The 21,642-nt window shown below is 74.3% G+C and carries 20 protein-coding genes; 11 read left to right on the top strand and 9 right to left on the bottom strand.

Going from position 1 to position 21,642, the window contains the following annotated elements; translation table 11 throughout:
- Positions 1–43: 43 nt before the first annotated feature.
- The 4 genes from CLV92_RS05735 to CLV92_RS21300 are packed head-to-tail and all read left to right on the top strand — an operon-like array spanning position 44 to position 3,715.
- A complete protein-coding gene (locus CLV92_RS05735) occupies positions 44–1,078 on the top strand; it encodes an ABC transporter ATP-binding protein (protein WP_158257141.1) in 1,035 nt (344 codons plus the stop codon).
- On the top strand, positions 1,075–1,995 hold the full coding sequence (locus CLV92_RS21290) for an ABC transporter permease (protein ID WP_158257142.1): 921 nt from the start codon (positions 1,075–1,077) through the stop codon (positions 1,993–1,995). The genes CLV92_RS05735 and CLV92_RS21290 overlap by 4 nt, the downstream gene beginning before the upstream one ends.
- A complete protein-coding gene (locus tag CLV92_RS21295; protein WP_158257143.1) occupies positions 1,992–2,987 on the top strand; it encodes an ABC transporter ATP-binding protein in 996 nt (331 codons plus the stop codon). The genes CLV92_RS21290 and CLV92_RS21295 overlap by 4 nt, the downstream gene beginning before the upstream one ends.
- Positions 2,984–3,715 carry an ABC transporter permease subunit gene (locus CLV92_RS21300; protein WP_104431836.1) on the top strand — a complete coding sequence of 244 codons (732 nt, stop codon included), beginning with the start codon at positions 2,984–2,986 and terminating at the stop codon, positions 3,713–3,715. Before CLV92_RS21295 ends, CLV92_RS21300 begins: the two co-directional genes overlap by 4 nt.
- Before the next feature lie 57 nt (positions 3,716–3,772).
- Here CLV92_RS21300 and galK read toward each other — a convergent pair whose 3' ends face one another.
- The 4 genes from galK to CLV92_RS05765 all read right to left on the bottom strand — a co-directional run bounded on the left by galK (position 3,773) and on the right by CLV92_RS05765 (position 9,171).
- A complete protein-coding gene (gene galK, locus CLV92_RS05750) occupies positions 3,773–5,029 on the bottom strand; it encodes a galactokinase (RefSeq protein ID WP_245886449.1) in 1,257 nt (418 codons plus the stop codon).
- A 1-nt stretch (position 5,030) separates the two neighbouring features.
- Positions 5,031–6,128: a galactose-1-phosphate uridylyltransferase gene (gene galT, locus CLV92_RS05755; RefSeq protein WP_104432000.1), complete on the bottom strand. Its 1,098-nt coding sequence runs from the start codon at positions 6,126–6,128 to the stop codon at positions 5,031–5,033.
- Between the two features lie 83 nt (positions 6,129–6,211).
- Positions 6,212–7,081: a DeoR/GlpR family DNA-binding transcription regulator gene (locus CLV92_RS05760; RefSeq protein WP_245886451.1), complete on the bottom strand. Its 870-nt coding sequence runs from the start codon at positions 7,079–7,081 to the stop codon at positions 6,212–6,214.
- Positions 7,078–9,171, bottom strand: a complete 2,094-nt coding sequence (locus CLV92_RS05765; protein WP_104431837.1) for a beta-galactosidase — start codon at positions 9,169–9,171, stop codon at positions 7,078–7,080. Before CLV92_RS05765 ends, CLV92_RS05760 begins: the two co-directional genes overlap by 4 nt.
- A 179-nt stretch (positions 9,172–9,350) precedes the next feature.
- Between CLV92_RS05765 and trpS the strand changes: the two genes are divergently transcribed.
- The 4 genes from trpS to CLV92_RS05785 all read left to right on the top strand — a co-directional run bounded on the left by trpS (position 9,351) and on the right by CLV92_RS05785 (position 12,425).
- Positions 9,351–10,400 carry a tryptophan--tRNA ligase gene (trpS, locus tag CLV92_RS05770; protein ID WP_104431838.1) on the top strand — a complete coding sequence of 350 codons (1,050 nt, stop codon included), beginning with the start codon at positions 9,351–9,353 and terminating at the stop codon, positions 10,398–10,400.
- Entirely contained in the window at positions 10,397–10,957 is a 561-nt protein-coding gene (locus tag CLV92_RS05775) for a 2'-5' RNA ligase family protein (RefSeq protein WP_104431839.1), read from the top strand. The genes trpS and CLV92_RS05775 overlap by 4 nt, the downstream gene beginning before the upstream one ends.
- Before the next feature lie 81 nt (positions 10,958–11,038).
- A complete protein-coding gene (locus CLV92_RS05780; RefSeq protein ID WP_245886500.1) occupies positions 11,039–12,136 on the top strand; it encodes a YihY/virulence factor BrkB family protein in 1,098 nt (365 codons plus the stop codon).
- Positions 12,137–12,197: 61 nt separating this feature from the next.
- Complete coding sequence (locus tag CLV92_RS05785; RefSeq protein ID WP_104431841.1) at positions 12,198–12,425, top strand: SCO4848 family membrane protein; 228 nt, start codon at positions 12,198–12,200, stop codon at positions 12,423–12,425.
- 185 nt (positions 12,426–12,610) lie between these two features.
- Here CLV92_RS05785 and fdhA read toward each other — a convergent pair whose 3' ends face one another.
- The 5 genes from fdhA to sdhC form a co-directional block, all read right to left on the bottom strand.
- Positions 12,611–13,873, bottom strand: coding sequence for a formaldehyde dehydrogenase, glutathione-independent (gene fdhA / locus CLV92_RS05790; protein ID WP_245886453.1), 1,263 nt, complete (start codon positions 13,871–13,873; stop codon positions 12,611–12,613).
- 196 nt (positions 13,874–14,069) lie between these two features.
- On the bottom strand, positions 14,070–14,942 hold the full coding sequence (locus tag CLV92_RS05795) for a succinate dehydrogenase iron-sulfur subunit (RefSeq protein WP_104431842.1): 873 nt from the start codon (positions 14,940–14,942) through the stop codon (positions 14,070–14,072).
- On the bottom strand, positions 14,942–16,795 hold the full coding sequence (locus CLV92_RS05800; protein ID WP_104431843.1) for an FAD-binding protein: 1,854 nt from the start codon (positions 16,793–16,795) through the stop codon (positions 14,942–14,944). The genes CLV92_RS05795 and CLV92_RS05800 overlap by 1 nt, the downstream gene beginning before the upstream one ends.
- Before the next feature lie 23 nt (positions 16,796–16,818).
- Complete coding sequence (locus CLV92_RS05805) at positions 16,819–17,304, bottom strand: succinate dehydrogenase hydrophobic membrane anchor subunit (protein ID WP_104431844.1); 486 nt, start codon at positions 17,302–17,304, stop codon at positions 16,819–16,821.
- A gap of 7 nt (positions 17,305–17,311) precedes the next feature.
- A complete protein-coding gene (gene sdhC, locus CLV92_RS05810) occupies positions 17,312–17,722 on the bottom strand; it encodes a succinate dehydrogenase, cytochrome b556 subunit (RefSeq protein ID WP_245886454.1) in 411 nt (136 codons plus the stop codon).
- Positions 17,723–17,927: 205 nt separating this feature from the next.
- Between sdhC and CLV92_RS05815 the strand changes: the two genes are divergently transcribed.
- From CLV92_RS05815 to CLV92_RS05825, 3 genes are all read left to right on the top strand, one after another.
- A complete protein-coding gene (locus CLV92_RS05815) occupies positions 17,928–19,133 on the top strand; it encodes a mannose-1-phosphate guanylyltransferase (RefSeq protein WP_104431846.1) in 1,206 nt (401 codons plus the stop codon).
- Between the two features lie 12 nt (positions 19,134–19,145).
- The gene (locus CLV92_RS05820; protein WP_104431847.1) at positions 19,146–20,369 is read left to right on the top strand and encodes an amidohydrolase; all 1,224 of its coding nucleotides are present in this window, start codon (positions 19,146–19,148) and stop codon (positions 20,367–20,369) included.
- 170 nt (positions 20,370–20,539) lie between these two features.
- Positions 20,540–21,637, top strand: a complete 1,098-nt coding sequence (locus CLV92_RS05825; protein WP_104431848.1) for a BMP family lipoprotein — start codon at positions 20,540–20,542, stop codon at positions 21,635–21,637.
- The last annotated feature ends 5 nt before the right edge of the window (positions 21,638–21,642 follow it).

Below are 21,642 nucleotides of genomic sequence, written 5' to 3' on the forward strand. Positions count from 1 at the left end.
CGACGGACGCCCGCGTCTGGACGACGGTGGTTGGCTGGCAGGCGTGACGCATCAGACCGCGAGCGCGGCGCCCCCGACGGCGCCGGTGCTCGAGTGCGAGCAGGTCGTCAGGAGCTTCGGTGCCGTGCGGGCGCTGGACGGGCTCAGCGTCCGGCTCACGTCCCCCGCGACCGGCCTCCTCGGCGCGAACGGCGCGGGCAAGTCCACCCTCATGCGCGCGGCGCTCGGCCTCATCCCCGTCGACTCCGGCAGCCTGCGCGTCCTCGGCCTGGACGCGCGCCGGCAGCGGCGGGAGCTGCGCCGGCGCATCGGCTTCATGCCGGAGCACGCGTGCCTGCCGGTGGACATGTCGGCGCAGGACCTGTGCGTGCACCTGGCGCGGCTGCGCGGGCTCGGGCGGCGGGACGCGGTGCGCCGCGCGAGCGAGGTGCTGTTCGCGGTGGGGCTGGAGGAGGAGCGGCGCCGGCCGGTGGGCACGTACTCCCTGGGGATGCGGCAGCGCACGAAGCTGGCCCAGGCGCTGGTGCACGGCCCGGACCTGGTGCTGCTGGACGAGCCGACGTCGGGGCTGGACCCGGCGGGGCGGGCGGAGATGCTGAGCATCGTCCGGCACCTGTCCCGGGACCTGGGCGTGCACGTCGTGACCTCCTCGCACGTGCTCGACGACATCGAGCGCACCTGCGACGAGGTGGTGGTGGTGCACGCGGGCCGGCTGGCGGCGCAGCGCCCGGTGGTGCTGGCGCCGCGCCGGGGCGGCCCGGTGGCGCTGCGGGTGACGGGGGACCTCGCCGCGTTCGCCGCGGTCCTGGCGCAGCGGCTGGAGGCGGTGGGAGAGCGGGTGGTGCTCGCCCCGCGGGAGGACGGCGACATCGGCCTCGACCGTTCCAGCGACCGGGTGCTGGACCTGGTGCGGGACCTGGCCGCCGAGCGGCGCGTGGGGTTGCTGCGCCTGAGCAGCGAGGACGCGGGACTGGAGGAGACGGTGGTGGCGGCGATGGCGACCACCGCGGGGGCGGGGGTTCCGGCGCTGCCGGAGCCCGGGCGGCCCGGCGGGCAGGAGGCGGTGGTGCGGCGGTGAGCGTGCCCGGAACGGGGAGCCCGGCGACGGGCGGGACGCGGGACGAGGTGGGCGGGCGGCAGTCGTCCCGCGCCGTCCTGCACGACATCCGCTACTCGCGGTTCTCGGGGCAGTTGCGCTCCCGGGCGTCGTCGGTGGCGGACCTGGTGCGCACCGACGTGATGCGCCCGCTGGGGCTGCGCCGCAGCGCCGGTGCGAAGGTGTGGCCGTTCCTGCTGCTGGCGGCGGCGTACCTGCCGGCGCTGGCGGTGGTGGCCGTGCCGCTGCTGGTGCCCGGCGTGCCGCTGGAACCGCTGGAGATGCTCAGCTACAGCGCGCTGCTGGCCACCGACACGATGGTGCTGCTGGCGTTCGTCGCCACGACGGTGCCGTCGCTGCTGACGCGCGACCGCCGGGACCGGGTGCTGTCGCTGTACTTCGCGACGGCCCTGTCGCCGGGGGAGTACGTGCTCGGCAAGGCCCTGGCGGCGCTGTCGCTGGTGCTGATCATCGTGCTGGGGCCGCTGCTGGTGCTGTTCGGGGGCTCGGTCATCAGCGCGGACGCGCCGGGGGAGTGGCTCGCCGAGCACGCCGGGGACCTGCCCCGGCTGGTGGGTGCGGCGCTGGTGGTCGGCGGGTTCCACGCGGTGCTGGGGCTGCTGGTGGGTTCGCTGACGTCGCGCCGGGTGTTCGCGGTCGGCGGCTACCTGGCGGTGGTGCTGGTGGGGCCGGCGCTGGCGGTGCTGCTGGCGAACGTGCTGGGCGACGACGGCTGGCTGGGGCTGGACCCGGCGAGCGGGCCGATGCGCCTGGCGACCCGCGTGCTCGGGGATCCGATGGAGGGCTCCGGGGCGCTGGCCTGGGGGATGTGGGGGGTCGTGGTGGGCGGTGGCTCGCTGGGCCTGTGGCTGCGGTACCGGGGAGGGCGGGACTCGTGAGCGGTGCGACGGCGGTGCCCGGGCGGACGGCGCTGGACGCCGCGGTGGAGGTGCGCGCGGCGAGCAAGTGGTTCGGGGACACGGTCGCGCTCTCCGACGTGAGCTTCGCCCTGCGCCCCGGGGTGACGGGGCTGCTGGGGCACAACGGCGCCGGCAAGTCCACGGTGCTGTCGCTGCTGTCCGGGGCGGCGCGGCCGAGCCAGGGGGAGGTGCGGGTGCTGGGGGTGGACCCGCACTCGGACCTGGCGGTGCACCGGCGCCTGGGGGTGGTGCCGGACGGGGAGGGCACCTGGGCGTACCTGACGGCGCGGCAGAACGTGGCGCTGCTGGCGAAGCAGCGCGGGGTGGCGGATCCGCGGGCGGCCGCCGGCGCGGCGCTGGAGCGGGTGGGGCTCTCGCACGCGGCGGACCGCAGGGTGGGTGGCTTCTCCAAGGGCATGCGGCAGCGGGTGAAGCTCGCGCAGGCCCTGGCCCACGACCCGGAGGTGCTGCTGCTGGACGAGCCGCTGAACGGGCTGGACCCGGTGCAGCGGCGCGCCGACGTGGAGCTGGTGCGGGCGCTGGGCGCGGAGGGCCGCACGGTGCTGGTGTCCTCCCACGTGCTCGGCGAGGTCGAGCGGATGGCGGACGAGGTGCTGGTCGTGGTGAACGGCCGCCTCGTCGCGGAGGGGGAGCCGGCGGCGATCCGCGACCTCATGACGGACCGGCCGCGGACGCTGCGGCTGGCGGGGCGGGGGGTGGCGGCCCTGGCGGGAGTGCTGCTGGGGGAGGGGCTGGTGACGGCGGTGCGCCACGACGTGGCGGCGGGGGTGCGCTCCGACGACGAGGAGGCGCTGGTGGTGGAGACCCCGGCGGCGATGGCGCTGGCGACGCGGCTGCCTGCGCTGGCGCGGGACTGCGCGGCGACGCTGCGGCGGGTCGAGGCCGTCGGCGACGACCTGGAGAGCGTGTTCGCGCACCTGACGGCGGCGGCGCGGGGGGTGGGACGGTGAGCCTGTTCGAGGCGGCCCTGCGGGGCGTGCTGCTGCGGGGGCGGACGGCGGCGTTCGCGCTGCTGCCGCTGGCGGTGGCGGCGGTGGTGCTGGCGGTGGTGTTCCTCACGAGCGTGCCGGGCCGCTACGGGGCGGTGGGGACGGTGACGGCGCAGCTGCTGGTGGGCCTGGTGGTCCCGGTGGTCGCGCTGGTGCTGGGCACCGGCGCGTTCGGCGACGAGCGCGACGGCGGGACGCTGCCGCTGCTGCGGGGGGTGGCCCGGCCGCGCTGGCACCTGGTGGCGGCGAAGCTGTTCGCGGCGTGGCTGTCGACGTGGCTGGTGTGCCTGCCGGCGAGCGTGGCGTGCATCGTGTTCGCGGCCTCGGTGAACCAGCCCCTGGTGCCGGTGGTGGGCGGGGTGCTGCTGGCGACGGCGCTGGCGGCGGGTGCCTACTGCGGGCTGTTCGTGCTGCTGTCGCTGCTGACGCGGCGGGCACTGCTGGCGGGCCTGGCGTACGTGGTGCTGTGGGAGGGGTTCCTGGCGGGGCTGTCGCCGGGTCTGCGGGGGCTGTCGGTGGGCTCCTACGCGCGGCGGGTGGCGGAGCTGGCGCTGCCGGACGACGTGCAGACGGGTGTGGTCTCCACCCTCTCGGCGCCGTGGGCGGTGGTGGTGCTGCTGGCGGTGGTGGCGGGGACGTGGGCGCTCAGCGGGGTGCGCCTGCACCGGATGGACGTCACGACGGGCTGAGGCACCGGCCCGCCCCGCAGCCGCCCACGACGAGCGGCTGCGGGCACGGGCCGCTGCTCACAGGTCGCGCGCCGCTCCCGCCGAGGGCAGGGCGGGCAGGAACTGCGGGGCCCGCAGGCCCTGGGCCGCGAAGGCGATCCCGATCTCGGCCGCGACGGAGCGCACCGCGTCGATCTCCACGAGGGCGATCGCGGAGCCGCCGAAGCCGCCGCCGGTCATCCGGGCCCCCAGCGCACCGGCGCTGCGGGCGGTGTCCACCACGAGGTCCAGCTCGACGGAGGAGACCTCGTAGTCGTGGCGCAGCGACTCGTGGGAGGCGTCGAGCAGGCCCGCGATCTCCCGTTCCCGGCCCTCGGCGAGGAGCGCGGCGGCGCGGCGGACCCGGTCGATCTCCGTGACGGCGTGGCGCACGCGGGCGCGGGTGACGTCGTCGGGCAGCTCCGCCAGGGCGGCGTCGAGGCCGGCGGGGTCGACGGCGCGCATGTCGGGGACGCCGAGGGCGGCGCAGGCGGCCTCCAGGGAGGCGCGGCGCTGGCCGTACTCGCCGCCGGAGTGCGAGTGGGAGGCGCGGGTGTCCACGACGAGCAGGGCGAGCCCGGCGGCGGCGAGGTCGAGGGGGACGTGCCGGACGGTGCCGTCGCGGCAGTCCAGGAGGATGCCCGCCCCCTCGTGGCAGCGCAGCGACGCCGCCTGGTCCATGCCCCCGGTGGGGGCGCCGGCGACGTCGTTCTCGGCGCGCACGCACGCCTCGGCGAGCCGGGCGCGGACGGCGTCGGAGGCCCGCGGGTCGCGCAGGTCCACCCCGGCGAGGTCGGCCAGCGCCACCGCGACGGCGCACTCCAGCGCCGCGGAGGAGGACAGCCCGGAGCCCAGCGGCACGTGGCCGTCGACGAGGACGTCGAACCCGCCGCTCAGGACGTCGGCGCCGCTGAAGGGGGCGCCGTCGACCTGCGCCATGGCCCACGGGACCCCGGCGACGTAGGCGGCCCAGCCGTCGGGGCGGCCGGGGCCGACGTCGGCGAGGGAGCCGTCCCAGCCGCTCGCCTCCTGCGCGGAGCGCACCCGCACGGTGCCGTCGGTGCGCGGGGCGAGGGCGACGAAGGTGCGGTGCGGCAGGGCCAGCGGCAGGGCCAGCCCGCCGGTGTAGTCGACGTGCTCGCCGATGAGGTTCACGCGCCCGGGCGCGGACCAGACCCCGGCCGGCTCGGCGCCGAAGGCCTCGCGGAACCGCTGCGCCGCGTCCGCCGCGGCGGACGGGCGCGCGGGCGCCTCGAGGAACTCCAGCCCGTGCCCGGTCGTCCCGGTGCTCGTCACGTCAGCCCACCTCTCGCAGCCGGGCGGCGACCCGCTCCGGCGTCGTGTCGTTGATCCACGCGGCCATGGCCGATTCGACCCCCGCGAGGTACTTCAGCTTCCCCGGCGCGCGCAGCACCGAGAACACCTGCAGGTGCAGGCGCATCAGGTCCCGGTCCTGGTGGACCGGCGCCTGGTGCCACCCGGAGATGTAGGGCAGCGGGTCGTCGCCGGGGAAGTAGCGGTCCAGGCGGCCGAGGACGTCCAGGTAGATCTGCGCGAGGTCGGCCTTCTCCGCGTCGTCGAGGGCGGGCAGGTCGGGCACGTCGCGGTGGGGGGCGAGGTGGACCTCGACGGGCCAGCGGGAGGCGGCCGGGACGTAGGCCGTCCAGTGCTCGGAGGTGGCGACGATGCGGCTGCCCGCGCGCCGCTCCGCGTCGAGGACGTCGCGGAGCAGGTTGCGGCCCGTGGCGTCGCGGTGCTTGCGCGCCATCTCCAGCATGCGGGCGGCGCGCGGGGGGATGAACGGGAACGCGTAGATCTGCCCGTGGGGGTGGGGCAGCGTGACGCCGATCTCCTTGCCGCGGTTCTCGAAGATGAAGACGTGCTCGACGCCCTCGACGCGGGACAGCTCGCGGGTGCGGTCGACCCACGCCTCGATGACCGTGCGGGCGCGGTGCGGCGGCAGCGACCCGAAGGAGCCGGCGTGCTCGGGGGAGAAGCAGATGACCTCGGTGCGGCCGGCGGCGGGGCGCACGGGCCACAGCTCCTCGCCGTCGACGAGTCCCGGCTCACCGCCGATGCGGGTGGAGAACGACGGGAAGCGGTTCTCGAAGACGACGACGTCGTAGTCGGGCTCGGCGATCTCCGTGGGGAACTTGCCCGGCACGGTGGGGGCGAGGGGGTCCTCGTCGGCGGGCGGCATGAACGTGCGGTCGTTGCGGTGGGAGGCCATCGCGATCCACTCGCCCGTCAGGGGGTCGTAGCGGACCTGCGCGCCGCCGCGGACGACGTCCTCCGCCGGGGGCAGCGGCCGGGTGTCCACGGCCTCGCGCGGGGTCGCGCCGGACAGGTACGGCTCGCTGTCGTCGTAGTAGACGATCTCCCGGCCGTCGGCCATCCGCCGCGACGTCTTGCGCACGGGGTGCGCGCCACCCAGCAGGGCGCCGTCGGCGGTCCGCGGCGGGTCGGTGGGCTGAGCGCTCACGGAAGGCTCTCCTCGTCCTCGGTGTGGGTGTCGGTGTCGGGTCCCGCGTCGGGGGCGTCGCCGGGGTGCCCGGTGTCGCCGGGGCGGGCGCCGGCCAGCAGGAGCCGGCCGGTGCGCTCCCGGGCGATCTCCCGGGCCTCGGGGGGCAGGGCGGTGTCGCTGACGAGGACGTCCACCTCGTCCAGCGCCGCGATGGTGCTCAGGCCGACGACGCCCCACTTGGTGTGGTCGGCGACCACGACGACGGAGCTGGCCGCGGCCATGAGGGCCCGGTCGGTCTCTCCCTCGACGAGGTTGGGGGTCGTCAGCCCCGCGTCGGGGTGCAGGCCGTGCACGCCGAGGAAGAGCCGGTCGACGTGCAGGGTCTGCAGGCTGCGCACGGCGACGGGGCCCACCAGCGCGTCGGAGGGAGTGCGGATGCCGCCGGTGAGGATGACGGTGCGGTCGTGGCGGGCGGGCTCGTGCAGCACCTCCGCCACCCGGGGGGAGTTCGTGACCACGGTGAGGCCGGGCACGTCGAGCAGCGCCCGCGCCACCTCCACCGTGGTGGTCCCCGCGGACAGCGCCACGGACGAGCCCGGCCGCACCAGGGCGGCCGCCACGGCGCCGATGGCCCGCTTCTCCTCCGTCTGCAGGGCGGACTTCGCGACGTAGCCCGGTTCCTCGCTGCTGCGCCCCTCCGGTGCCGCGGCGCCGCCGTGGACGCGGGCGACGAGTCCGCGCCGGGACAGCTCGCCGATGTCGCGGCGGATCGTCATGTCGGAGACGCCGAGCTGCTCGACGAGGTCGGAGACGCGCACGGCCCCGTCGCGCCGCACGGCCTCGAGGATGAGCGCCTGCCGCTGCCGGGCCAGCGCGGCGCTCACTCCGGCTCCAGCCGGGCGGACGCCCGCTGCCCGCCCGGCTGGGCGGGGACTTCCCGCACCACCGCGCACCCGCGCGCCGGCAGCTCCAGCGCGCCCTCGGCGTCGCGGCGGCCGACGAGGTCGTGGCCGCGGGCCGGGACCCGCACGGCGGCGTCGGTGCGGTTGAGGAGGAACAGCCACGAGGCGCTGCCGTCGGCGGCGGCGCGGCGCACGGCGTCGACGCCGGCGGGTGCCCCGCTCACGACCGGCTGCACCCGGCCGGCGGCGAGGAGCCGGTCGAGGAGGCGGTCGTAGCCGTCGTCGTCGAGCGCGGTCCCCAGGTACCATGCGGCGCCCCCGGCGGTGCCGGTGTCGCGGCGGGTCAGGGCGGGGCTGCCGGCGGCGAGGCCCTCGGTGAAGGAGGCGAGGACCTCGGTGCCCGGCTCCGCGCGACCCAGCTCCGACCACACCGCGGCGCGGGTGCCGTCGTCGAGGGGGGTCGTGGTGCCCGGCGGCAGCGGGGCGAACTCCTCCACGCGCACCCCGAGCAGGTCGCGGAAGGCGCCGGGGTAGCCGCCGAGGCGGACCCGCCCGTCGGGGTCGAGGACGCCGGAGAAGTAGGTGACGAGGACCTGGGTGCCGGCGGCGGCGGCCTGTGCGAGCGCGCGGGTGGTGGCGTCGTCGCTCAGGTGCAGCGTCGGCACGAGGACGACCCGGTAGCCGGCGAGGCGCTCGGCGAGGGCGTCGTGCTCGGCGCTGACGGTGAGGACGTCGGCGGTGACCTGCCGCTCCCGCAGCCGGCGGTGGAGGGCGAGGGCGACGTCGAGGTAGCGCAGCTCCTCGGTGTGGGCGGGGTTGCCGGGCTGCTCGACCGTCCACCAGCTCTCGTAGTCGAGCAGGATCGCGACGTCCGACTGCACGAGGGAGCCCTGGACCTCCGCGATGCGCTGGAGGATCCCGCCGAGCTCCACGACCTCCCGCCACACCCTGGTGTCGGTCCCGCCGTGGGGGAGCATCGCGGAGTGCCACTTCTCGGCGCCGCCGGCCGAGGCGCGCCACTGGAAGAAGCAGGCCCCGTCGGAGCCGCGGGCGACGTGGGTGAGGGAGTCCAGCACCAGCTCACCGGGCAGCTTGGCGTAGTTGACCGGCTGCCAGTTCACGGCGGAGGTGGAGTGCTCCATGAGCAGCCAGGGCTGCCCGCCGGCGAGGCCGCGGGTCCAGTCCCCGGAGAACGCCAGCTCCGCGCGGGGGTCGGTGGTGGGGTTGGCCGGCCGGTGCAGGACGTAGTGGTCGTTGGAGACGACGTCCTGCTCGCGCGCCCAGCGCCCGTAGTCCATGTTCCGGGTGCCGCTGTGGACCATGAGGTTGGTGGTCACCGGCACGTCGGGGGTGATGCGGCGCAGGACGTCCTTCTCGGCGGTGTACTGGCCGAGCAGGGCGTCGGAGGAGAAGCGGTCGAAGTCCAGCGCCTGGGTGGGGTTGGGGAACGTCGTGGTGTGCGCGGGCGCCTGCACCTGCTCGAAGGAGGTGTAGCCCTGCGACCAGAAGCGGGTGCACCAGGCGTCGTTGAGGGCCTCGACGCTGCCGTAGCGGGCCCGCAGCCACTGCCGGAAGGCGGCGGTGGAGACGGGGCAGTAGCAGCGGGAGTTGTGGCAGCCGAGCTCGTTGTTGACGTGCCACAGCCGCAGCGCGGGGTGCTCGCCGTAGCGCTCGGCCATCCGCTCCACGAGCAGCAGGGAGCGCTCGCGGTAGACGGGGGAGCTGGGGCAGTAGGTCTGGCGGCTGGCGAAGACGGCGCGCCGGCCGTCGGCGTCGACGGGGAGCACCTCGGGCCAGCGCTCGCTGAGCCAGGGCGGCGGGGAGGCGGTGGCGGTGGCGAGGCAGACGCCGATGCCGTCGCCGTGCAGCCCGTCGAGGACCCGGTCGAGCCAGCCGGCGTCGAAGCGGTCGGGCTCGGGCTCCAGCAGGGCCCAGGAGAAGACGCCGACGGTGGCCAGCGTCACGCCGGCCTCCCGCATCAGGCGGCGGTCCTGGGCCCACACCTCCTCGGGCCACTGCTCAGGGTTGTAGTCGCCCCCGAAGGCCAGGGCCGGGCCGTTCCAGTGCCTCACGGGTCGAGGATGCGGCACGAACGGACATGAAGTCAACACGATCGAACACAGCGGTGTGCTGATCTGTGCGGTCGACGGCGCGTGACGTTGACATCACCGAGGGTCGGGACGGGGCACCCGGGTGTCCCGCGCCCCACCGGCGCCCGGAGCACCGGCGACCGGCTGGCAGGATGGAGCGCATGTCCGAGCTCGCCCCCTCCGCAGCATCCCCCGGTGCGGCAGACCGCCGGCCCCGCATCTTCTCGGGCATGCAGCCCACCGCGGACTCCCTGCACCTCGGCAACTACCTGGGGGCGCTGACGCGGTGGGTCGCACTGCAGGACACCCACGAGGCCATCTACTGCGTCGTGGACCTGCACGCCCTCACCGTCGGGCCGGACCCGGCGGCGCTGCGGGAGCGCTGCCGGCGCACCGCCGCGCAGTACCTCGCCGCGGGCATCGACCCGCAGCGCTCGACGCTCTTCCTGCAGAGCCACGTCCCCGAGCACGCCGAGCTGGCGTGGGTGATGAGCTGCCTGACGGGCTTCGGCGAGGCGAGCCGGATGACGCAGTTCAAGGACAAGTCCGCCAAGCAGGGGGCGGAGGCCTCCTCGGTGGGCCTCTTCACCTACCCGATGCTGATGGCCGCGGACATCCTGCTGTACGGCACGGACGCCGTGCCCGTGGGCGAGGACCAGCGCCAGCACCTGGAGCTGACCCGCAACCTCGCGCAGCGCTTCAACTCCCGCTACGGGCAGACCTTCACGGTGCCCGAGCCGCACATCCTCAAGGAGACCGCGAAGATCTTCGACCTGCAGGACCCCACGTCGAAGATGAGCAAGACCTCGTCCTCGCCCGGGGGCATCGTCGAGCTGCTCGACGACCCCAAGGTCACCGCGAAGAAGATCCGCTCCGCCGTGACCGACACCGGCCGGGAGGTCCGCTACGACCCGGTGGACAAGCCCGGCATCTCCAACCTGCTGGCCATCCACTCCGCGCTGTCCGGGCGCACCGTCCCCGAGCTCGAGGCCGACTACGCAGGGCGGGGCTACGGCGACCTGAAGAAGGAGCTCGCCGAGGTCGTCACCGACGCCCTCGGGCCCGTGCGCGAGCGCACCCTGGAGCTGCTGGCCGACCCCGCCACCCTCGACGACATCCTCGCCGAGGGCGCCCGCCGCGCCCGCGGCCTCGCCGCGGAGACGCTCGCCCGGGTCTACGAGCGCGTGGGCCTGCTGGCGGCGAGGCGGTGAGCGCGGCCGGTCCGTCTGCGGGCGGCGAGGAGGTCGGCACCATCGGCATCGCCGTGCCCGTCCCCGCGCCCTACGACGCGGAGCTGACCCGCTGGCGCAGCGACTTCGGCGACCCCCTGGCCGACCGCATCCCCCCGCACGTCACCCTGCTGCCGCCCACCGTGCTGCCCCTGGCGGAGCTGGACGTGGTGCGGGCGCACCTGCGCGCCGTGGCGGCCGCGGCGCAGCCCTTCCCCATGCACCTGCGCGGCACGGCCACGTTCCGGCCCGTCTCGCCCGTGGTGTTCGTGCAGGTGGCGCGCGGCATCTCGGAGTGCGAGCTGCTGGAGGCGGCGGTGCGGGGTGGGCCCCTGCACCGGGAGCTCGCCTTCCCGTACCACCCGCACGTCACCGTCGCCCACGACGTGGACGAGGCCTCGCTGGACCGCGCGGAGCGCACGCTGCGGGACTGGGAGGCCACCTTCACCGTCACGGGCTTCTGCCTCTACGAGCACGGTGAGGACGGCGTCTGGCGCCCGCGCGAGGAGTTCACGTTCCCCCTCGCGCCCGGTGGGTAGGGCGGAGTCGGGACGAGGCTGCCCGAGGCGCGCCCCGCACCGTGCGGGGCGCCCGGCAGTCGGGGAGGAACGGCGTTGACGGTGAAGGAGCGGGTCGCCGCGGTGGTCGCGGCGGTCAAGGGGTCGCACCCGATGCGGACCTACGACCGCTACACGTCCGTGCGCGGCAACGTGCTCGCCGGGGGGATCGCCTACTTCGCCTTCTTCTCCCTCTTCCCCGCCCTGGCGGTCGGCCTGAGCATCCTCGGCACCCTGCTGCGGGGGCGCGACGAACTCATCGAGCGCATCGTGGAGGGCGTCAACTCCTACGTCCCCGGCCTCCTGCACCCCGGCAGCGCCTCGGGGGTGGACCAGCCGGGCATCTACGTGCAGGACTGGCTCTCCAGCGACGTCCTGGGGGTCGTGGCCAGCGTGGGCGTGGTGACCCTGCTGGTCTCGGGGCTCGGGTGGATGGACGCGCTGCGCCAGAGCGTGCGGGCCGTCTTCGGCGACGAGGACGCCGGCGGCAACATCGTCGTGGTCAAGATCTACGACCTCGGCGTGCTCATCGTCATCGGCCTCGGCGTCGTGGTCTCGGTGCTCTCGGTCGTCGCCAGCGTCGCTGCGACGGACTTCCTGCTCGCGCAGGTGGACCTCGACCACTCCGCGGTCAGCTACGTGCTGCTGCGGGGGCTGGGCATCGTCGTGCCGCTGGTGGTGGACACCGCCATGTTCGTGGCCGTCTTCCGCCTCATGCCGGGGGCGGACGTGCCGCTGCGGGACCTGCTCTCCGGGGCCGTCGTCGGGGGCGTGGGCCTCGGCATCCTCAAGCAGGTCGGCACCCTCGTCGCCAGCCGCAGCGCCGAGAACCCCTTCCTCAAGGCCGCGGCGGGCATCGTGGTCATCCTCATCCTGATGAACCTCATCGGCCGGCTGGTGCTGTTCGCGGCGGCGTGGGCGGCCGAGCACGCGGAGGACCGGGGCACCCTGCACCCGCACGCGGCTGCAGAGGACGGCGCCGAGGCCGAGCCGGAGCGGGTCTTCGCCGGCGCGCACCGCACCCCGCGGCCGCGGCGCGGGCTGCTGGCCGACCCCGTCACCTACGCCGGGGCGCTGTTCCTCGGGGCGCTGGGCACGGGTGCCGCCCTGGCCGCGCGCAAGGCCACGGGCGCCCGGGTGCTGCTGCGCCGGCGACGCTGAGCCCGGCCCCGACCGGATGGCTGCGGCGGGGGCACCGCGGGCGGTGGGGGAGGATGGCGGGGTGCTCCTGACCCGCCGCACCAGCGCCTTCCTCATCGCCGTCGGCCTGTGGACCTGGGCCATCTGGCCGAACTTCCTGCGCAACATCGCCGAGAACGAGAAGTCCTTCGTCGGCGGCGCGCCGCAGCCCTTCTTCTACGTGCACCTGGTCCTGGTGGTGGCCAGCCTGGCGATCGGCACGGCGATCGGGGTCCTGGGCGTCAAGGGCTGGCGCCGCGCCCCGCGCTGACCGCTCCCGACCCCACCCCCCGGCCCGCCCCCCGGCACACCCCCGGCCCGCCCCCCGGCACACCCCCGCCCCCGGAAAGGGTCCTTTCCGGGGGAGTGCGCCCGGGGGAGTGCGCCCGGGGGAGTGCGCCCGGGGGAGTGCGCCCGGGGGAGTGCGCCCGGGGGAGTGGCCGGATGGGCGAGGGGTCAGCGCGGGATCATCCCGTGGGGGTCGATCACGAACTTCTGCGGAGCCCCGGCGTCGAACTTCGCGTACGCGTCCGGTGCCTCGTCGAGGGAGATGGGCGTCGCGCCGACGGCCTTCGCGATCTGCACCTTGTCGTGCAGGATCGCCATCATCAGCTGGCGGTTGTACTTCATCACCGGGCACTGGCCGGTGGTGAAGGCCAGGGACTTCGCCCAGCCCGTGCCGAGGTCCAGGGACAGCGAGCCCTTCTTCGCGGCCTCGTCGACCCCGCCGGGGTCGCCGGTGACGTAGAGGCCGGGGATGCCGAGCGCGCCGCCCGCGGCGGTGAGCTGCATCAGCGAGTTCAGCACCGTGGCCGGCGCCTCCTGCTTCGCGCCCTCCCCGTGCCCGCGGGCCTCGAAGCCGACGGCGTCGACGCCGCAGTCGACCTCGGGGACGCCGAGGATCTGCTCGATCTGGTCGCGGGGGTCGCCCTTGGACACGTCCACCGTCTCGCAGCCGAAGCTGCGGGCGCGCTCCAGCCGCTCGGCGTTCAGGTCGCCGACGATGACGACGGCCGCGCCGAGCAGGTGCGCCCCTGCGGCCGCTGCGAGACCGACCGGCCCGGCTCCGGCGATGTAGACGGTCGAGCCGACCGTCACCCCGGCGGTGACGCAGCCGTGGAAGCCGGTGGGGAAGATGTCGGACAGCATCGTCAGGTCGAGGATCTTCTCCATCGCCTGGTCGCGGTCGGGGAACTTCAGTGCGTTGAAGTCGGCGTAGGGGACGAGGACGTACTCCGCCTGCCCGCCCACCCAGCCGCCCATGTCGACGTAGCCGTACGCCGACCCCGGACGGTCGGGGTTGACGTTGAGGCAGATGCCGGTCTTGCGCTCCTTGCAGTTGCGGCAGCGCCCGCAGGCGATGTTGAAGGGGACGGAGACGAGGTCGCCGACCTCGAGGAACTCCACGTCGCGGCCCTTCTCGACCACCTCGCCGGTGATCTCGTGACCGAGCACGAGGTTCGGTGGTGCGGTGGTGCGCCCGCGCACCATGTGCTGGTCGGAGCCGCAGATGTTCGTCGCGACGAGCTTGAGGATGACGCCGTGGTCGACGCGGCGGCCGACGTTGGCGGGGTTGACCCCGGGGCCGTCCTTGAGGACGAAGTCGGGGAAGTCGATGGTCTGGACCTCGACGCTGCCCGGGCCGGTGTAGGCGATCGCCCGGTTGCTGTTCGAGGTGCTCTTGCGTACCTGCAGGTCCTCCGAGGTGCTGGTGCTCACGATGGCACTCCCTCCGTCGGGGCGGGCGCCGGCATCGTCGCCGGGCCTCGGCCCCACCCAACTCCTGCGATCGGCGGGGCGCAAGGGGAGGTTGAGGGGGGTATCACCCGTCGGTCCCCGCACGTCGGAGAGGGCCCCCTCCGTCGGCCGCGGGGCGCGCGGGACGGAGGGGGCCCTCTCCGGGGCGGTGCGGTGGTCAGAGCTTGCGCGCGATGAGCGCCTGCTTGACCTCGGCGATCGCCTTCGTGATCTGGATGCCGCGGGGGCAGGCCTCCGAGCAGTTGAAGATCGTGCGGCAGCGCCACACGCCCTCGCGGTCGTTGAGGATCTCCAGGCGCAGGTCGGAGCCCTGGTCGCGGCTGTCGAAGATGAACCGGTGCGCGTTGACGATCGCCGCCGGCCCGAAGTACTGCCCGTCGGTCCAGAAGACCGGGCAGGACGAGGTGCACGCCGCGCAGAGGATGCACTTGGTGGTGTCGTCGAAGCGCTCGCGGTCCGGCTGCGACTGCACCCGCTCCCGCGTCGGCTCCGCGCCCCTCGTGATGAGGAAGGGCATGACCTCGCGGTAGGCCGCGAAGAACGGCTCCATGTCGACGACGAGGTCCTTCTCGACGGGCAGGCCCTTGATGGGCTCCACCACGACGGGCTTGGAGATGTCGAGGTCCTTCAGCAGCGTCTTGCACGCCAGCCGGTTGCGGCCGTTGACGCGCATCGCGTCGGAGCCGCAGATGCCGTGGGCGCAGGACCGGCGGAAGGTCAGGGTGCCGTCGATCTCGGCCTTGATCTTGGACAGGGCGTCCAGCACGCGGTCCGTGCCGTACATCGTGACGGTGTAGTTCTCCCAGTGCGGCTCGGTGTCCAGCTCCGGGTTGTAGCGGCGCAGCCGCATCGTCACGTCGAAGGACGGGATGCCACCGGCCCCGTCGGTGCCCTTCTCCTGCCGGGGCGACGCGCCGCCCTTCCCGGCGTGGTCGTAGTCGGACGAGGGTGCCGCGCCGGACGTGGCGATGCCCTCGCCGCCCTCCTCGCCCGTCGCCGAGCGGGTGCCTGGTTCCTTCTCGCCTGCCATCAGTACTTGCGCTCCATCGGCTTGTAGCGGGTCTGCACGACCGGCTTGAAGTCCAGGCGGTTCACGAGCCTGCCGTCGGCCGTGGTCTCGCGGTACACCATCGTGTGCCGCATGAAGTTCACGTCGTCGCGGTTGGGGTAGTCCTCGCGGAAGTGCCCGCCGCGGGACTCCCTGCGTTCCAGGGCCCCCAGGACGATGACCTCCGCGAGGTCGAGCAGGAAGCCCAGCTCCACCGTCTCCAGCAGGTCGGTGTTGAAGCGGCGGCCCTTGTCCTGCACCACCACGCGGGAGAACCGCTCCTTGAGGCGCTCGATGTCGCTCAGCGCCTGCTTCAGCGTCCCCTCGGTGCGGAACACCTGGGCGTTGGCGTCCATCGTGTCCTGCAGGGCACGGCGGATGGCGGCCGGACGCTCGCCGGTCGTGCGCGCGAGCATGCCCTCCAGCATCGCCACCGTCTCGGCCTCCGCGCCCTCCGGCACCGCCACCCAGTCGGCGCGGTTGGCGTACTCGGCGGCCGCGATGCCCGCGCGCTTGCCGAAGACGTTGATGTCGAGGAGGGAGTTGGTGCCCAGCCGGTTCGAGCCGTGCACCGAGACGCAGGCGACCTCCCCGGCGGCGTAGAGGCCCGGCACCACGGTGGTGTTGTCGCTGAGCACCTCGGAGTTGACGTTCGTGGGCACGCCGCCCATCGCGTAGTGCGCGGTGGGGTAGACGGGCACCGGCTCCGTGTACGGCTCGACGCCGAGGTAGGTGCGGGCGAACTCGGTGATGTCGGGGAGCTTGGCGTCGATGTGCGCCGGCTCCAGGTGCGTCAGGTCCAGCAGGACGTAGTCCTTGTTGGGGCCCGCGCCGCGCCCCTCGCGCACCTCGTTGGCCATCGAGCGGGCCACGATGTCGCGGGGTGCGAGGTCCTTGATGGTGGGCGCGTAGCGCTCCATGAACCGCTCGCCGTCGGCGTTGCGCAGGATGCCGCCCTCACCGCGGGCGGCCTCCGACAGCAGGATGCCGAGCCCGGCCAGGCCGGTGGGGTGGAACTGGAAGAACTCCATGTCCTCCAGCGGCAGCCCGCGGCGGTAGGCGATGGCCATCCCGTCGCCGGTGAGCGTGTGGGCGTTCGACGTCGTCTTGTAGACCTTGCCCGCGCCGCCCGTGGCGAAGACGACCGCCTTCGCCTGGAAGATGTGGATCTCTCCGGTGGAGAGCTCGTAGGCCACGACGCCCGCGACGCGCTTGCCCGCCGGGACGCCCGCCACGGGGCCCCCGGCCGGGCCGTGGTCCTGGGAGCCGCCCTCGGGCCGCTCGTCCATCCCCTCGATCTCCGCGCCCGTCCGCGCGTCCTTCGCGTCGAGCAGCAGCAGGTCCAGGACGTAGTACTCGTTGAAGAACTCCACCTCGTGCTTCACGCACTGCTGGTAGAGGGTCTGCAGGATCATGTGGCCGGTGCGGTCGGCCGCGAAGCAGGAGCGGCGCACGGCGGCCTCGCCGTGGTTGCGGGTGTGCCCGCCGAAGCGGCGCTGGTCGATGCGGCCCTCGGGGGTGCGGTTGAACGGCAGCCCCATCTTCTCCAGGTCGAGGACCGCGTCGATGGCCTCCTTGCACATCACCTCCGCGGCGTCCTGGTCGACGAGGTAGTCGCCGCCCTTGACCGTGTCGAAGGTGTGCCACTCCCAGTTGTCCTCCTCGACGTTGGCGAGGGCGGCGCACATGCCGCCCTGCGCGGCGCCGGTGTGGGAGCGCGTGGGGTAGAGCTTCGTCAGGACGGCGGTGCGCGCGCGCTGGCCCGACTCCAGGGCGGCGCGCATCCCCGCGCCGCCGGCACCGACGATGACGACGTCGAACTTGTGGGTCTGCATGGCTGCTGCCTCTCTGCGCCGGATCAGCCGGCGCTGCCGGTGCGGCAGACCTCGAGCGTGGACGCAGGGTCCATGCAGGGGTCGAACGTGAAGATGACGAGGGTGCCGAGCACCAGCACGACGAGGGTGGCGGTGTAGAGCGCCATCTTCAGCCAGAACCGGGTGGCGTCGCGCTCGGCGTAGTCGTTGATGATGGTGCGGACGCCGTTCGTGCCGTGCAGCTGGGCCAGCCACAGCATGATGAGGTCCCAGGTCTGCCAGAACGGGCTGGACCACTTGCCCGCCACGAAGCTCCAGTCGACCTGGTTGATGCCCTCGCCGGCGACCATGTTGACCCAGAGGTGGCCGAAGACCATGACCAGCAGCAGGACGCCGGACATGCGCATGAAGAGCCAGCCGTGCAGCTCCCAGTTGCTGCGGGTGGGCTTGCCGCGGCGGTAGGGGGAGCGGGGCGACTCGAGGGCGGGGGCGTAGGCGCCGGTGCCCTGGGTGTCGGTCGAAGAGCTCATGGGGACCTCAGTGGCCGAAGACGAAGGTGAGGTGGCGGATGGCGAACGGCACCATCATCAGCGTGAACAGCACCACGACGCCCCAGAAGAGCTTGCGCTGGTGCTGGGTGCCCTTGGACCAGAAGTCCACGAGGATGATGCGGATCCCGTTCAGGGCGTGGAAGACCACCGCCCCGACGAGGCCGAGCTCGCCGACGCCCATGACGGGGTTCTTGTACTGGCCGATGACGGCGTCGTAGGCCTCGGGCGAGATGCGCACCGTGGCGGTGTCGAGGACGTGCACGAAGAGGAAGAAGAAGATCGCCACACCGCTGATCCGGTGCGCGACCCATGACCACATCCCCTCCCGCCCCCGGTACAGGGTCCCGACGGGGCGCTTGGGCCCGTCCTTCGCGGTGGGTGTGAGGCTGGTGGCCACCGGCGTCCTCCTCGTCGTCCGTGGACGGCCGTCACAGGTCGGACCACCCGGGGCGGACCACCCGGGGCGGAACGGCGTCGTCCGAGCAACATCGTAGGCACCCGGTCGCTCACGGTCCGCTCGAGACGGCCGCGCCCGCGGCGTTTGTGACGAAGGACTCACGCCCCGCGGTCCCCCGGCCCCGCCCCCCGGTAGGTTCCTCACCATGGCGAGCGACGAGACCCGGGCCTCCGGGGGACCGGAGGACCCCGGCGCCGGCCCGGGCGCGTTCGAGTGGGCCGAGCCGGACCTCGAGGACGGCACGATCGACCTGAGCGACTTCTACCCCGTGGTCCCCGCGGGCGGGGCGGGCACCCGGCTGTGGCCGCTCTCCCGCAGCCACCGGCCCAAGTTCCTCCTGGACCTCACCGGGCGCGGGCGCACGCTGCTGCAGTCCACCTGGGACCGCCTGGAGCCGCTGGCGGGGGCCTCCCGCACGCTCGTGGTCACCGGGCGCTCCCATGCCGAGGCCGTGGCCGCCCAGCTGCCCGACCTGCCCGCCGCCAACATCCTCGCCGAGCCCGGCCCGCGCGACTCCGCCGCCGCCATCGGGCTGGCCGCCGCGGTGCTGGTGCGCCGCGACCCCGAGGCCGTGGTGGGCTCCTTCGCCGCCGACCACGTCATCTCCGGCCGCGACGACTTCGAGTCCGCCGTGGAGGAGGCGGTCGTCACGGCCCGGCGCGGCTTCGTGGTGACCATCGGCATCGCCCCCTCCCACCCGGCGACCGGATTCGGCTACATCCGTCTCGGCAAGCGCCTGCGCCTGCAGGGTGCCCCCAGCGCCCGTCGGGCCCTGCAGTTCAAGGAGAAGCCGGACGCCCGCACCGCCTCCGCCTACCTCTCCACCGGCGACTACCGCTGGAACGGGGGCATGTTCGTCGCCCGCGCCGACGTGCTGCTGCACCTGCTCGCCGAGCACGTCCCGCAGCTGCACGCCGGTCTGGTGGAGATCGCGGCCGCCTGGGACACCCCCGAGCGCGACGCCGTCCTCGCCGACCGCTGGGCCACGCTGCCCTCGCTCGCCATCGACCACGCCGTGGCCGAGCCGGCCGCCGCGGTGGGCCGGGTCGCGGTCGTCCCGGCGACCTTCGGCTGGGACGACGTGGGGGACTTCTCCTCCCTCGCGGAGCTGCTGCCGGCCGACGTCGACCGCCCGCGGGTGCTCGGCGACCCGGACCTCGTCGTGACGGACGGCGTGGCCGGCGGCCTGGTCGTCCCCTCCTCCGGCCGCGTCGTCGCCCTGCTCGGCGTCGACGACCTCGTCGTGGTGGACACCCCGGACGCGCTCATGGTGACCACGCGGGCCCGGGCGCAGGAGGTCAAGCGCCTGGTCGAGCGCTGTCGCGAGGCCGACCGCGGGGACGTGCTCTAGCGTCGACCTACTGTGACCTCCCTCGCCGAGCTGCTGGCGCCCCACCTGCACGGGTCGGGCGGTGTGCTCGCGCTGCGCCGGGACCTGCACGCGCACCCCGAGCGCAGCCGCGCGGAGCACCGCACGACGGCCCTGCTCGCCGACCGCATGGCGGCGGCGGGCCTGCGCGTGCAGCGGCTGCCGGGCACGGGGCTGGTCGCGGACGTCGGCGACGGTGAGCCGCGCATCGGCCTGCGCGCCGACCTGGACGCCCTGCCCCTGCAGGAGACCACCGGGCTGCCCTACGCCTCGACCGTGCCGGGGATGGCGCACGCCTGCGGGCACGACATCCACACCGCCTGCGTCGCGGGGGCCGGCCTCGTGCTGGCCGACCTGCACCGCGCGGGCGGACTGCCCCGGGCCGTGCGGCTGATCTTCCAGCCGGCGGAGGAGGTCATGCCCGGGGGTGCGATCGACGTGGTCGCGGCCGGGGCCGTCGACGGGCTCTCCGCCGTCTACGGCCTGCACTGCGACCCCAGCCTGGAGGTGGGGCGCGTCGGCCTCAAGGCGGGGCCGATCACGTCCGCCTCCGACAACGTCCGGGTGCACCTGCGCGGCACGGGCGGGCACACCTCCCGCCCGCACCTCGCCGGCGACCTGGTCTTCGCCCTGGGGCAGGTGGTGACGCAGCTGCCGGCCGTCCTCACGCGCCGGGTCGACCCCCGCTCGGGCCTCAACCTCACCTGGGGCGCGGTCCGCGCCGGCGAGGCCCCCAACGCGGTGCCCAGCGAGGGCTGGGTGGCCGGGACGCTGCGCTGCATGGAGAGCGACGCCTGGCTGCACGCGGGTGAGATCGTCGAGGACGTCGTGGCCGACCTCGTGCGCCCCTACGCCGTGCAGGCGGAGGTGACGCTGGTGCGGGGGGTGCCCCCGGTCGACAACGACCCTGGGGCCACCGCGGTGCTCGACGCGGCGGCGCGCGCGGAGCTGGGGCCGGCGGGGGTCGAGATGACCCGGCAGTCGATGGGCGGGGAGGACTTCGCCTGGTACCTGCAGAAGCTGCCCGGCGCCATGGCCCGCCTCGGCACCCGCACCCCGGGCGGACCCACCTACGACCTGCACCGCGGCGACTACGCGCCCGACGAGGGGTGCATCGAGGTCGGCGCCCGCCTGCTGGTGGCCACTGCCGTGGCCCCCGGCGCCGCGCTGGACGGCCCGCCCTGGGGCCCCGACCCGCGCAGCGCGACCGCCCGCTGAGCCGCCCGCGCCCGCCGGGGGGTGCCCGCAGGTTGCGGCGCGGGGGTGATGTGCGTTGCAGCCAGGTAACGACTGGACAATCTCCTGTGGTCGGGCTCCTGAACGGGTGGACTTCCACCTACAGTGTCCCAGCCCGGGTGCCCACCCGGTCCGTCTGGAGGGTTCAACTCGTGACCAAGACTTTCGCGCGCGCCGCCGCCGTCGGCGCTGCCGCCCTGCTGCTGGCCTCCTGTGGGGAGCGCCCCGACGAGGGTGCCGGGGCGACCCCGGGTGCCACCGGCGGAGCCGCTGAGGAGAAGTTCAGCGCGTGCATGGTCCTCGACGTCGGCGGCGTGGACGACCGCTCGTTCAACCAGTCCTCCTGGGCCGGCCTGCAGGCCGCGCAGAAGGCGAACCCGGACATCGAGATCTCGCACGTGCCGTCGACGGACGACGCCGCCTACGTGCCCAACCTGCAGGCGCAGGTGAGCAAGGGCTGCAACACCGTCATCGCCGTCGGTGGCCTGATGACCGACGCCGTGGAGGAGGTCGCCACGGCCAACCCCGACCAGCAGTTCGCCCAGATCGACGCGGCGCCGGCCGCGGACAACGTCTACGGCATGCAGTTCAACACCGCCGAGGGCGGCTTCCTCGCCGGCTACCTCTCCGCCGGGATGACCAAGACCGGCAAGGTCGGCACCTGGGGCGGCCTGAACATCCCGCCCGTGACCGCCTACATGGACGGCTTCTGGGAGGGCGTGCAGCACCACAACAAGGAGAAGGGGACCGACGTCCAGGTCCTCGGCTGGGACGAGACCACCCAGCAGGGCTCCTTCTCCGAGGACTTCCTCGACCAGGCCAAGGGCCGCTCCATCACCGAGACCCTGATCTCCCAGGGTGCGGACATCGTCCTGCCGGTGGCGGGCCAGTCCGGCCTGGGCGCCGGCGCCGCCGCCGAGGCCGCCAAGGCCGAGGGCAAGGACGTCAAGCTCATCTGGGTCGACACCGACGGCTGCGAGAGCGCCGCGCAGTACTGCCCGTTCTTCCTCACCAGCGTCACGAAGAACCTCAGCGGCGCGGTGGAGGAGTACACCACGGCCGCCGCCGGCGGGGAGTTCCCCGAGGGCCAGTACCTGGGCACCCTGGAGAACGAGGGCACCGGCATCGCGCCGTTCCACGAGTTCGACTCCCAGGTGCCGGCCGAGCTGAAGGCCGACCTCGACAAGGTCAAGGCCGGCATCATCGACGGCTCCATCACCATCACCTCCCAGAGCCAGCCGAAGGAGTAGGGCTG

Origin of the sequence: Kineococcus xinjiangensis (assembly GCF_002934625.1) — a bacterium.
GTDB classification, from domain to species: Bacteria; Actinomycetota; Actinomycetes; order Actinomycetales; family Kineococcaceae; genus Kineococcus_A; species Kineococcus_A xinjiangensis.

Excerpts from the sequence above, each read along its gene's own strand:
- galT (WP_104432000.1), bottom strand. The coding sequence starts at position 6,128 with ATGGCCGACGGCCGGGAGATCGTCTACTACGACGACAGCGAGCCGTAC.
- trpS (WP_104431838.1), top strand. The coding sequence starts at position 9,351 with ATGTCCGAGCTCGCCCCCTCCGCAGCATCCCCCGGTGCGGCAGACCGC.
- CLV92_RS05795 (WP_104431842.1), bottom strand. The coding sequence starts at position 14,942 with ATGGCAGGCGAGAAGGAACCAGGCACCCGCTCGGCGACGGGCGAGGAG.
- CLV92_RS05800 (WP_104431843.1), bottom strand. The coding sequence starts at position 16,795 with ATGCAGACCCACAAGTTCGACGTCGTCATCGTCGGTGCCGGCGGCGCG.
- CLV92_RS05805 (WP_104431844.1), bottom strand. The coding sequence starts at position 17,304 with ATGAGCTCTTCGACCGACACCCAGGGCACCGGCGCCTACGCCCCCGCC.
- CLV92_RS05815 (WP_104431846.1), top strand. The coding sequence starts at position 17,928 with ATGGCGAGCGACGAGACCCGGGCCTCCGGGGGACCGGAGGACCCCGGC.